We start from the raw sequence: 11750 nt of genomic DNA on the forward strand, positions 1-11750 counted from the left end.
GATCCGCAGCGCGACCTGTTCCTTGACGCCGGGCACCGCTACCTGCTTCGGTGGCGCTTCCGCGGGCTTGGCCGTCACCTTCTTGAACGCTGCTTCGGCTTCCGTCCTGGCATCAGCCAGCGTGCGCGGCCGCCTCGGTTGATCCGCCATCTCTCAGATTCCCTCGAACAGAGCGGTCGAAAGATAGCGCTCGGAGAAAGACGGCGCCACGGCCAGGATGGTCTTTCCAGCGGCTTCCGGCCGCTTGCCGATCTCGAGCGCGGCCGCGATCGCGGCGCCCGAGGAGATACCGGCGGGGATGCCTTCATGGCGGGCCAGCGCGCGCGAGGTCTCGATCGCGGCGGTCGAATTGATCGTCACGATCTCGTCGATCACGGAGCGGTCGAGGACATCGGGCACGAAGCTCGCGCCGATGCCCTGGATCTTGTGGGGCGTGTGCTGCCCGCCCGACAGGACCGCGCTCTCCTCCGGCTCGACGGCCACGACGCGCAAGCCCGGCTTGCGCGGCTTCAGGGCCTGGCCGACGCCGGTAATGGTGCCGCCGGTGCCGACGCCCGCGACGAAGAAGTCGATGTTGCCGCCGGTGTCGTTCCAGATCTCCTCGGCAGTGGTGCGGCGATGGATCTCCGGATTGGCGCGGTTCTTGAACTGCTGCGGCATCACCGAGTTGGGCGTGGTACGCAGCAATTCCTCCGCCGCCGCGATGGCGCCCTTCATGCCCTGCGCCGCCGGCGTCAGCACCAGTTCCGCGCCGAGGAATGCCAGCATCTTGCGCCGCTCGATCGACATCGATTCCGGCATCACCAGCTTCAGCCGGTAGCCGCGCGAGGCGGCGACGAAGGCGAGCGCGATCCCGGTATTTCCCGAGGTCGGTTCGATCAGCACGGTGTCCGGCTTGATCTGCCCCGCCTCCTCCATGGCGATGATCATGGCCGCGCCGATGCGGTCCTTCACGCTGGCCGCAGGATTGAAATATTCGAGCTTGGCGAGGATCGTCGCGTTCACCCCGCGCATCCCCGGCAGTCGACGCAGTCGCACGATCGGCGTGTTCCCGATGGCATCGACGATGGAGTCGAACACGCGGCCGCGGCCGGGCTTCTGCGCTGGACCTGAGGCGGACGATGCGTCCATGATGAACTCCTGTGGCAACAATGTGCGCGCGTGAAGCGCGATCGTGGGTCAGTTAGCGGCAGCCTGCGGCGACAGGCAAGCGACAATGAGGCGGCGCGGCCGCTCGCTGCAGCGCAAAATCCGACGAACCTCAAATATCAACAAACCAACGCATTTGTGTTGCGACCTCGTCAACTATTTCTGCTTATGTTAGGCTTCCATCTGAAAGCAGGGAGGTCCCACGATGTCAGCAGTGGCTGAAGTCCTGTCGACCGTCGCGCGCAATCGCGATCCACGTTGCAGCGAGTTGCCGACCTGTCCCGTCTGCGCCGACTCCATGGTCGCCGCGGAAGCGTCCGCGTATGTCTCCGATCAGGTAATCAGCTATCTCTGGACCTGCGACACCTGCGGTTACGGCTTCGTGACCAAGCATTCGGTCAAGCGGTACGTCTGCAACTGACCTCATGCGCGGGGCGCAATGTCGCCCCTCGCCCAGCCCTCGCGCGTGCGTTGATAGAATTGCTCGAACGAGCCGTTCGAAACCGCATTCCTGATGCCCTGCATCAGGTGCTGGTAATAGGCGACGTTGATTTCCGACAGCAGCATCGCGCCCAGCGTCTCACCCGACCTGACGAGATGGTGGAGATAGGCGCGGGCGCAGTTGCGCGTCGAGGGCCACCCGCTTTCCTCGTCCAGCGGCCGCGGGTCATCCGCGTGCCGGGCGTTGCGAAGGTTGATCTGGCCGAAGCGCGTGAACGCGACGCCATGACGGCCGTTGCGCGTCGGCATCACGCAGTCGAACATGTCGATGCCGCGCCGGACCGCCTCCAGGAGATCCTCGGGCGTGCCGACCCCCATCAGGTAGCGCGGCAGGTCGGGCGGAAGGCGCGGCGCCGTCTCCTCGATCATCGCCAGCATCACGGACTGTGGCTCGCCGACGGCGAGCCCCCCGATCGCATAACCGTCGAATCCGATCTCGACGAGGCCCTGCGCGCTGGCATGACGCAGCGCCGGCACGTCGCCGCCCTGCACGATGCCGAACAGCAGGTAGCCGGCCGGTGCGCTCTCGAAAGCGCGCTTGCTGCGTTCGGCCCAGCGCAGCGACAGCAGCATCGCGCGCTCGACGTCGTCGCGCTCGGCCGGCAGCCGCACGCATTCATCCATCTGCATGGCGATGTCCGAGCCGAGCAACCGCTGCACCTCGATCGAGCGCTCCGGCGAGAGCTCCACCCTGGCGCCATCGATATGCGAGCGGAAGGTCACGGCGTCCTCGGTGACCTTGCGCAGGTCCGAGAGCGACATCACCTGGAAACCGCCGGAGTCCGTCAGCATCGGCCCGTTCCAGCCGGTGAAGGCCTGCAGGCCCCCGAGCGCGGCGATCCGCTCGGCGCCCGGCCGCAGCATCAGGTGATAGGTGTTGCCGAGCACGATGTCGGCGCCGGCATCGCGCACCTCCCGCCAGTGCATGCCCTTCATGGCGCCGGCCGTGCCAACCGGCATGAAGGCAGGCGTCCGCACCACCCCGTGCGGCGTGGTCAGGCGGCCGGTCCGCGCCGCGCCGTCGGTCGCAAGCAGTTCGAAGTGGTTCGGCAGGGTCATGAGGCGGCTTATTGCGTCAGCCGGCGGCCGGATTCAACCTCGTTCGGGTCCGAACCGACGCGAAAAGCCGTTGACGGACGCCAAACTCTTCCGCATAAGTCGCCGCCATGTTCGCGACCACGAAACGCACGATGAAAACCACCAAGCCCTCCGGGGCCTCGGGAGGCGTGCGCGCGTAGTCGTATTCGAACGCATGTCCTCATCCGAAGCCCCGCACCGTGATGGTCCGGGGCTTTTTTGTTGCCTGCGGCATGGTCCGGCTTTCCGCCGCGACCATGGCCCAAAGAAATGGAGCAGAACGTGAGTAACGATCCCGTCGTCGCGATTGTCGGCGTCACCGGCGCAGTGGGCGCCGAATTCATCGCCACCATGGACAGACGCGGCTTCCGCGTCGGCAAGCTCAAGGCGCTGGCGAGCGCCCGCTCGGCCGGCAAGACGGTTTCCTTCCGCGGCGAGAGGATCGTGATCGAGGAACTCACCGAGCGATCCTTTGACGGCGTCGACATCGCGCTGTTCTCCGCCGGTAGCGGGATTTCAAGGAAGTATGCGCCGCTCGCGGTGAAGGCCGGCGCCGTCGTGGTCGACAACTCCTCGGCCTTCCGCATGGATCCGAACGTGCCGCTGGTGATCCCCGAGATCAACGCGAACCGGATCCGCGACCACAAGGGCATCATCGCCAACCCGAACTGCGCCGCCATCACCGCGCTGGTGCCGCTGTGGCCGATCCATCAGAAGAACCGCATCAAGCGCGTCATCATCGCGACCTACCAGGCGGCGAGCGGCGCCGGCGCGGCCGCGATGGAGGAGCTCGTGGAATCCACTCGCGCCAGTCTCAATGGCGGGCTCTATACGCCCAAGGTGATGCCGCACCCCTACGCCTTCAACCTGTTCAGCCACAACACCGCCATCGATCCCGAGACCGGCTACAACGACGAGGAGACCAAGGTCATCAAGGAGACCCGCAAGATCTTCGAGGACGAGCAGATCGCCGTCGGCGTCACCTGCGTGCGCGTGCCGGTGCTACGCGCGCATTGCGAGGCCATCACCTTCGAATGCGAGAAGCCGATCACGGAGGACCAGGTGCGGTCGATCCTGGCGGTTGCGCCCGGCGTGAAGATCGTCGACGATCGCGCCAAGAACCATTTCCCGATGCCGATCGACGCTTCGGGGCAGGATGACGTGCTGGTCGGCCGCATCCGCAGGGATCTCAGTGACGCGAGCGGCCACTCGATCTCGATGTTCGTGGCCGCGGACCAGCTCCTCAAGGGCGCAGCCCTCAATGCGGTGCAAATCGCGGAGCTGCTGCCGGAACGCGCGTTGGCGTAAGAGCTCTCGTGCCCCGGATGCAGCGCAGCACGACAGTGATGCGCTGCTGATCCGGAGCCCAGACGGGTCTCGGCTCTGCGGAGCAGCGTTGCACGCTGCACCGCGTCCGGAACGCGTAAGGGCGCTTCCGCGCCCAGAGCTACGGATCGCGGACGCTCGTCTCGTGCGCCCGAAACAGCAGGCACGCATCGCCGTAGGAATAGAACCGGTAGCCTTCCGCGACGGCGTGCTTGTAGGCCCGTTTCATCGTCTCCAGCCCGGAGAACGCCGCCACCAGCATGAACAGGGTCGAGCGCGGCAGGTGGAAATTGGTCAGCAGGATATCGACGGCGCGGAAACGATAGCCGGGCGTGATGAAGATTGCGGTGTCGCCCTCGAACGGCCGGATGGCGCCGTCATCGGCAGCCGCGCTCTCCAGGAGGCGCAGCGAGGTGGTGCCGACCGCGACGATGCGCCCGCCGCTGCGCCGCGCGGCGTTCAGCGCTTCGGCGGTCGAAGCCGAGATCGTTCCCCATTCGGCGTGCATCCGGTGGCCTTGCGTGTCGTCGGCCTTGACGGGCAGGAAGGTCCCTGCCCCGACATGCAGCGTCACGCGGTGGAGGCCGACGCCACGCGCGCTTAGCGCCTGCTCCAGCGCCGGCGTAAAATGCAGCCCCGCGGTGGGTGCTGCGACCGCGCCCTCGTTGGCCGCGAACATGGTCTGGTAGTCGGCCGCGTCCCGGTCGTCAGGCGCGCGCTTCGAGGCGATGTAGGGCGGCAGCGGCGGGCTGCCGAGATCGGCGATCGCCTGGTCGAGCGTTGGGCCATGAAACGAGAAAGCCAGCGTCACCTCGCCTTCTTCGCCCTTGGCCTCGACCTCGGCGTCGAGATGGCCGAGCAGGCAGACCTTGCCTTCGTTGCCGAAGCGGATGCGGTCGCCGGTGGCGAGCTTCCTGGCCGGCTTGACCAGCGCCTGCCAGCGCGAGCCGTCGACCCGCCTGATCAGCGTCGCCTCGATCCTGGGCTCGGTCTCGCGACCGATGCGGCGGCCCTTCAGCTGCGCGGCGATCACCTTGGTGTCGTTGACGACGAGCTGATCGCCGGCCTCCAGCCATTGCGGCAGGTCGGCAATGAGGCGGTCGCGCAGCACGCCGTCGTCATGCACCACGAGCATCCGCGCGGAGTCGCGCGGCTGCGCGGGCCTAAGCGCGATGCGCTCGGACGGCAGGTCGAAGTCGAAGAGATCGGTGCGCATCTTGGACCCCGTTCGGCGCAGTCAGCCCCGCATTCTGAGAAGCGCGAAACACGCGTCTCGAACCATGAGGGTCGATAGTTATTTCGCGTCCGCGGCCATCCGCGCCTTGAGGATCTTGTCCGGGTTCTGCACCGGCTCACCGCGCTTGATCTTGTCGACGTTCTCCATGCCCGCGGTGACCTTGCCCCATACGGTGTACTGGTTGTCGAGGAAGCGCGCATCGTCGAAACAGATGAAGAACTGGCTGTCGGCCGAATCCGGGCTTGCCGCGCGCGCCATCGAGGCGGTGCCGCGGACATGCGGCTCCTTGTTGAACTCGGCCTTCAGCTTCTTGCCGGAGCCGCCGGTGCCGGTGCCGTGCGGGCAGCCAGTCTGCGCCATGAAGCCCTCGATCACGCGATGGAAGACGATGCCGTCATAAAACCCCTCGCGCACCAGCTCCTTGATGCGGGCGACGTGGCCCGGCGCGAGATCCGGCCGCATCTCGATGGTGACGGGGCCCTGCGTGGTCTCGAGGATCAGGGTGTTTTCGGTGGCGCTCATGCTCTTCTCTCTGTGGCTTGGGGTGTTCGTTGGGGTGAAGCCTTCCGGCGGAACTGGATCGCGAACGGACGTCCTGCCGCAGCGCCGGCCATCGCCTCGGTAAATGGCATCGGCGTGCAGCGTTGCAATGCTTCCATCACCGCGATCCGGTACAGGAGCCGGTCGTTGTCGGTTGCCCCTGCGGATTCAAAGGTGATCCGAGGATGGCCCAAAATGTCTCCGTTGCGGTTAAAGCTCACAACGACGGTGATGTCGATGGGGTGAGCCTTGGCAGGCGGCGGCGGCTTCCAGCAGGTGCGCAACCGCGCAACGACGCCCTGGATGGTGTCGACATGGCCCGGCTGAGCCCACGCCGCGGTGCCGGCGAGGCCGAGCAGGAGCACCGCGGCAGCTACCAGGAGCCCGTCGCCGCGACGCGCCATGCCGGCGCCTATTTGATGTCGGATGCGACCTGCACCTTCACCATCTTGTCGGGATCGGTGACGGTGCCGCTCGCCGAGCCCGCCGGCGCCTTCTTCAGCTTGTCGACGACGTCCATGCCCTGCACGACCTCGCCGATGACGGTGTAGCCGCCGTCGAGCGCGGGCGCGTCCGCGAACATGATGAAGAACTGCGAATTGGCGCTGTCGACGCTGTCGCCGCGGCGGGCCATGCCGACGATGCCGCGGCCGAAATGAACCTTGGAGAATTCCTGCTTGAGGTTCGGATATTTCGATCCGCCGGTGCCGTTGCCGTTCTGGCCGTCGCCGGTCTGCGCCATGAAGCCGTCCATCACCCGGTGGAACGGCACGTTGTCATAGAAGCCGTCGCGCGCGAGTTGCTTGAGGCGCTCGGCGTGCTGGGGCGCCAGATCGGTGCGCAGCTTGATGACGATGCGGCCCTTGGTGGTATCGATGACGATGGCATTGGCCTTGTCGAGGCCGGCCGGAAGCGTCTGGGCGACCGCCGGAGCGGCGCAGAGGAGCACGGCAAGCAATGCGAGAATTCGGATCATGAAAACTCCGGATCGGGTGGCGATCGAGGATCGCGTTTGTCAGGCGAATTTTGCCTTGAGGCTTTGAGCGACGAGCGGTGGCACGAAGGCGGAGACATCGCCGCCCATGCCGGCGATCTGGCGCACCAGTGTGGCGGTGATCGGGCGGACGGCCGGAGACGCCGGCACGAAGACGGTATGCACGTCCGGCGCCATGGCCTCGTTCATGCCGGCAAGCTGCATCTCGTAGTCGAGGTCGGTGCCGTCGCGCAGGCCCCGAACCATGATGGTGGCCCCGCGCTTCTGGGCGGCGGTGACGCTGAGGTCGTCGAAGGTGGTGGCCTCGAAGCCGCAAGCAGCCTTGGCGGCGATCGGACCGAACACGTCCTGCACCATCTTCAGCCGCTCCTCGGTCGAGAACAGCGGCTTCTTGCCGGGATGGACGCCGATGGCGACGATCAGGCGGTCGCACAGGAGTACGGCGTGCCGCACCACGTCCAGATGACCGTTGGTGACGGGATCGAAGGAACCGGGATAGAGGGCAATGCGCGGCATGCCCCCCTCCTACCGCGCCGGGGGCGGACGGGCAAGCCAGCCCGGTTCCCGGTCCGATCTCCCGGCAGAACCTGTCGGATCCGGCCCGACTGTTTCGTCCTCAGGCAGCGACGAAACAAAACGGATGGCGAACGAAACCATTTTCCCCATCCGCGAAGACGTCCGGAAACTGGCGATGGTTACTAATCCGGACAACGAAAGACGGGCCGCACACAGGGCGTAGCGGCCGATCACAGGGGACCGTCAATGATCAAGGCTCTTTCAGCGATCGCCGTCGCTGCGTGCGTTGCCGCAGCCCTCACCGTTCTGCCCGGCTTTGCTCCCACCGTCGAGGCGAGCGTGCCGCAGCCCCTCGCCAAGGGCGACCGCCTCGACATCCGCACCGTCGGCAAGGACTGCTCGCAGCAGGCCTGGCCGAATTTCGAAGCCTCCTGCCTGCGCCGGGCCGGCACCAAGGCGGACGTCCGGGAAGCCCGGCTGGTCTCGGCCGACCGCCTGCCGTAGGCCTGCGTCGCGCCCTGCGCAGCCGCAATCCGGCCTACGCCCGCGCCGGCCTCAATGCCCGTTCTCGCCGTTCTCGGCTTCCTCGCCGATGTGCTCGACCGATACGACATGCTCGTCCTCGGCCGTATCGAACACGATGACGCCTTGCGTCGAGCGGCCGGCGATGCGGATGTCCTCGACCGGGCAGCGGATCAACTGTCCCTTGTCGGTGACCAGCATGATCTGGTCGGAGTCCTCGACCGGGAACGAGGCGACCAGCTTGCCGTTGCGCTCGTTGACGCTCATGGCGGCGATGCCTTTGCCGCCGCGGCCCGTGGTGCGGTACTCGAACGACGAGGTTCGTTTGCCAAAACCGTTCTCGGAGATGGTGAGCACGAACTGCTCGGCCGCCGACATCTCGACATAGCGCTGCTCGCCAAGCTCGATGGCGCCGGCGGCGTCCTCGGCATCGGTCTGCGCCTCCTCCTCGACCCCGCCGCGGCGCACCGCGTTGGCGCGGCGCAGGTAAGCGGCGCGCTCGTCGGAGCTCGCGTCCATGTGACGCAGAATGGTCAGCGAGATCACCTTGTCGGCATCGCCGAGCGCGATGCCGCGCACCCCCATCGAGGTGCGCCCGGTGAACACGCGCACGTCGGTGACGGGGAAGCGAATGCACTGGCCGCCGGCGGCCGTCAGCAGCACGTCGTCGCGTTCGGTGCAGATCTGCACGTCGACGATCGCCTCGTCGTCGTCGAGCTTCATGGCGATGATGCCGGAGCGGCGGACGTCGACGAAGTCGGACAGCTTGTTGCGGCGGACGTTGCCGCCGGTGGTGGCGAACATCACGTCGAGCTCGCCCCAGGTCGATTCATCCTCCGGCAGCGGCATGATGGTGGTGATGCGCTCGCCCTGCTCCAGCGGCAGGATGTTGATCAGCGCCTTGCCGCGCGCATTCGGTGCGGCCATCGGCAGGCGCCAGACCTTCTCCTTGTAGACCTGGCCGCGCGAGGAGAAGAACAGCACCGGCGTGTGGGTGGAGGCCACGAACAGCCGGCTGACGAAATCCTCCTCGCGGGTCTGCATGCCGGCGCGGCCCTTGCCGCCGCGGCGCTGGGCCCGGTAGGCCGAGAGCGGCACGCGCTTGGCGTAGCCGGCGTGGGAGACGGTGACGACCATATCCTCGCGCTGGATCAGGTCCTCATCCTCGACCTCGCCCTCCTGCTCGACGATGACCGTCTTGCGCGGGGTGGCGAATTCCGTTTTCACCTCGGCGAGCTCGGTCTTGACGATCGCCTGGACGCGGGCGCGCGAGCGCAGGATGTCGAGATAGTCGGCGATCTCGACAGCGAGCTTGTCGAGCTCCTCGCGGATCTCGTCCCGGCCGAGCGCGGTCAGGCGCTGCAGGCGCAGATCGAGAATGGCCCTGGCCTGCTCCATCGAGAGCCGGATGGTGCCGTCCGGGTTGATGCGATGGCGCGGATCGTCGATCAGCGTGAGCATGTCCTGGACGTCCCTCGCCGGCCAGTCGCGCGACATCAGGGTGTCGCGCGCGGTGGCCGGATCCGGCGAGGTGCGGATGACGCGGATGATCTCGTCGATGTTGGCGACTGCGATGGCGAGACCGACCAGGATATGGGCGCGGTCGCGTGCCTTGTTGAGCAGGAATTTCGTGCGCCGCGTGACGACCTGCTCGCGGAATCCGATGAAGATCGTCAGCAGATCCTTCAGGGTCATCGTCTGCGGCCGGCCGGAATCGAGCGCGACCGAGTTGACGCCGAACGACGTCTGTAGCGGGGTGAACCTGTAGAGCTGGTTCAGCACGACGTCCGGCACGGCATCACGCTTGAGTTCGACCACCACGCGATAGCCCTCGCGGTCGGATTCATCGCGCAGATCGGCGACGCCTTCGATCTTCTTCTCGCGCACCAGATCGGCGATGCGCTCGACCATCGTCGCCTTGTTCACCTGGTAGGGGATCTGGCTGATGATGATCGCCTCGCGCTCCTTGCGGATGGTGTCGATCGTCACCTTGCCGCGCATCACGATCGAGCCGCGGCCGAGGTGATAGGCGCTGCGGATGCCCTGGCGTCCCAGGATGATGCCGCCGGTCGGAAAATCCGGTCCCGGAATGAAGTCGATGAGCTCGTCGATCGTGAGCGCCGGGTTGTCGATCAGCGCGATACAGGCGTCGACGACCTCGCCGAGATTGTGCGGCGGGATGTTGGTCGCCATGCCGACGGCGATGCCGCCCGCGCCGTTGACGAGCAGGTTCGGAAATCTCGCCGGCAGGACCACCGGCTCCTTCGCGGAGCCGTCATAATTGTCCTGGAAGTCCACCGTGTCGCTGTCGATGTCCTCGAGCAGCTTCAGCGCGATCTTGGTCAGGCGCGACTCGGTGTAGCGCATCGCCGCCGGCGGATCGCCGTCGACCGAGCCGAAATTGCCCTGCCCGTCCACCAGCGGCGCACGCATGGAGAAATCCTGCGCCATGCGCACCAGCGCATCGTAGATCGCCTGGTCGCCATGGGGATGATATTGGCCCATGACGTCGCCGACGATGCCGGCGGACTTCTTGTGCTTCTTGTCGGGTGTGTAGCCCTCCTCGTTCATCGAGAACAGGATGCGGCGGTGCACCGGCTTCAATCCGTCGCGCGCATCGGGCAGCGCACGCGCCACGATCACGCTCATGGCGTAATCGAGGTAGGATTTCTTCATCTCGTCGAGGATGGAGACGGGGCGAATATCCGAGGGCTCCGGCTTGTCGCCGGGCTTGTTGTTGTCGTCGTCAGCCAAGGGGGAATCCGGTGAAGTTTTCTCTTTGAATCATATAGCGCATCGGGGGTTCGATAACCACCCTTTCGGCCCGACCGAGAGCGGTTTTTCCGCTCGTTTTTCCAGAGACTTACGCCGTCCTCAAGCCCGCCCGCGGCTGGACCGGAAACATCGCTTCAGAACCCTCCGCAACGACCCGAAAACGGCATGGGGCGCGACCCGCCGAGGGCATCGTGACCAAGAGCATCAGGCCCAGCCGGATCCAGCCGATCGTCCGGTGCCGCAGCGTGCCCTTGGGCGCTGCGAGCCGGACCATCGCAGGGCTCGAGCAATGTGTGAGATCACCGAACGATTCATAAATAGCGCCAGCATCTTGGTAAGAAGCGCTGACATATTTCTTCGGAACCCGATGACCGCGCGCGGCCCCGGCCCTCACCATACGACCGCGCCCGATCAGAACGGGATATCGTCGTCCATGTCGCTGTTGCGGCTGCCGCCGGCGGCCACTGCCCGGCGCGGCGCGCTGCCGGCCGGCCCCGAAGAGCCGAAGTCGCCGCCTGGCTCGTCGCCGAAGCTGGTCCCGCCTCCGCCGCCACGCCCGTCGAGCATGGTCAGGTTCGAGTTGAAGCCCTGCAGCACGACCTCGGTAGAGTACTTCTCGACACCCTGCTGATCAGTCCATTTGCGGGTCTGCAACTGGCCCTCGACATACACCTTGGCGCCCTTCTTCAGGTACTGCTCGGCGACCTTGGCCAGCCCCTCATTGAAGATCACGACGCGGTGCCACTCGGTCTTCTCCTTGCGCTCGCCGGTCGCCTTGTCGCGCCATGTCTCCGACGTCGCGACGCTCAAATGCGCGATCGGCCGCCCATCCTGGGTGCGGCGGATTTCCGGATCCTTGCCGAGATTTCCGACCAGAATGACCTTGTTGATGCTTCCCGCCATCGCCGCTCTCCACTCCAAACCACTGATTTTTCCCGGAAGCCGGGGCCTGTCCGCTGCTCGCGCTCGCTGCGGACCCTATACGCTCGACCAGGACCATGAGCCGCCGTCAGCCCGTCATCCCCGAGGTTATCCCCACATATAGCATGGGCGCACTGTGCGTTCCATCTTTGTTCTCAATTGTCTTCTACCAAATACGGCGGCCATATGACC

12 protein-coding genes are annotated in these 11750 nt (G+C 66.1%); 3 read left to right on the plus strand and 9 right to left on the minus strand.

All coding sequences use genetic code 11. The features are described from left to right. Nucleotides 1-153 precede the first annotated feature (153 nt). Nucleotides 154-1131, minus strand: a complete 978-nt coding sequence (gene cysK / locus KGM94_RS18280; RefSeq protein ID WP_300262379.1) for a cysteine synthase A — start codon at nucleotides 1129-1131, stop codon at nucleotides 154-156. A 223-nt stretch (nucleotides 1132-1354) separates the two neighbouring features. Here cysK and KGM94_RS18285 point away from each other — a divergent pair, with 223 nt between their 5' ends. Further along, the gene (locus KGM94_RS18285) at nucleotides 1355-1570 is read left to right on the plus strand and encodes a hypothetical protein (protein ID WP_300262382.1); all 216 of its coding nucleotides are present in this window, start codon (nucleotides 1355-1357) and stop codon (nucleotides 1568-1570) included. Nucleotides 1571-1572: 2 nt separating this feature from the next. Here KGM94_RS18285 and tgt read toward each other — a convergent pair whose 3' ends face one another. Continuing rightward, a complete protein-coding gene (tgt, locus tag KGM94_RS18290) occupies nucleotides 1573-2709 on the minus strand; it encodes a tRNA guanosine(34) transglycosylase Tgt (RefSeq protein WP_300262386.1) in 1137 nt (378 codons plus the stop codon). Between the two features lie 288 nt (nucleotides 2710-2997). Between tgt and KGM94_RS18295 the strand changes: the two genes are divergently transcribed. After that, complete coding sequence (locus KGM94_RS18295; protein ID WP_300262389.1) at nucleotides 2998-4035, plus strand: aspartate-semialdehyde dehydrogenase; 1038 nt, start codon at nucleotides 2998-3000, stop codon at nucleotides 4033-4035. Nucleotides 4036-4174: 139 nt separating this feature from the next. On the opposite strand, the gene queA is transcribed toward KGM94_RS18295, so the two are convergent. From queA to coaD, 5 genes are all read right to left on the minus strand, one after another. Then, nucleotides 4175-5269: a tRNA preQ1(34) S-adenosylmethionine ribosyltransferase-isomerase QueA gene (gene queA, locus KGM94_RS18300; RefSeq protein ID WP_300262392.1), complete on the minus strand. Its 1095-nt coding sequence runs from the start codon at nucleotides 5267-5269 to the stop codon at nucleotides 4175-4177. 78 nt (nucleotides 5270-5347) lie between these two features. Continuing rightward, nucleotides 5348-5812 (minus strand): peptidylprolyl isomerase, encoded by a 465-nt coding sequence (locus KGM94_RS18305; RefSeq protein WP_300262395.1) that lies wholly within the window; start codon nucleotides 5810-5812, stop codon nucleotides 5348-5350. Continuing rightward, nucleotides 5809-6234 (minus strand): hypothetical protein, encoded by a 426-nt coding sequence (locus KGM94_RS18310; protein ID WP_300262398.1) that lies wholly within the window; start codon nucleotides 6232-6234, stop codon nucleotides 5809-5811. Before KGM94_RS18310 ends, KGM94_RS18305 begins: the two co-directional genes overlap by 4 nt. An 8-nt stretch (nucleotides 6235-6242) precedes the next feature. After that, entirely contained in the window at nucleotides 6243-6806 is a 564-nt protein-coding gene (locus KGM94_RS18315) for a peptidylprolyl isomerase (protein ID WP_300262401.1), read from the minus strand. 39 nt (nucleotides 6807-6845) lie between these two features. Next, nucleotides 6846-7340, minus strand: coding sequence for a pantetheine-phosphate adenylyltransferase (coaD, locus tag KGM94_RS18320; RefSeq protein WP_300262404.1), 495 nt, complete (start codon nucleotides 7338-7340; stop codon nucleotides 6846-6848). Nucleotides 7341-7586: 246 nt separating this feature from the next. On the opposite strand from coaD, the gene KGM94_RS18325 reads away from it, so the two are divergent. Continuing rightward, nucleotides 7587-7844, plus strand: a complete 258-nt coding sequence (locus KGM94_RS18325; protein ID WP_300262408.1) for a hypothetical protein — start codon at nucleotides 7587-7589, stop codon at nucleotides 7842-7844. 51 nt (nucleotides 7845-7895) lie between these two features. On the opposite strand, the gene gyrA is transcribed toward KGM94_RS18325, so the two are convergent. Both gyrA and KGM94_RS18335 read right to left on the minus strand, forming a co-directional pair. Continuing rightward, nucleotides 7896-10616, minus strand: coding sequence for a DNA gyrase subunit A (gyrA, locus tag KGM94_RS18330; protein ID WP_300262411.1), 2721 nt, complete (start codon nucleotides 10614-10616; stop codon nucleotides 7896-7898). A gap of 432 nt (nucleotides 10617-11048) precedes the next feature. Next, nucleotides 11049-11540 (minus strand): single-stranded DNA-binding protein, encoded by a 492-nt coding sequence (locus tag KGM94_RS18335; protein ID WP_300262414.1) that lies wholly within the window; start codon nucleotides 11538-11540, stop codon nucleotides 11049-11051. Nucleotides 11541-11750: the final 210 nt, after the last annotated feature.

The sequence above is a fragment of the Bradyrhizobium sp. genome (assembly GCF_028868675.1).
In the GTDB taxonomy this organism is placed as follows: Bacteria; Pseudomonadota; Alphaproteobacteria; order Rhizobiales; family Xanthobacteraceae; genus Bradyrhizobium.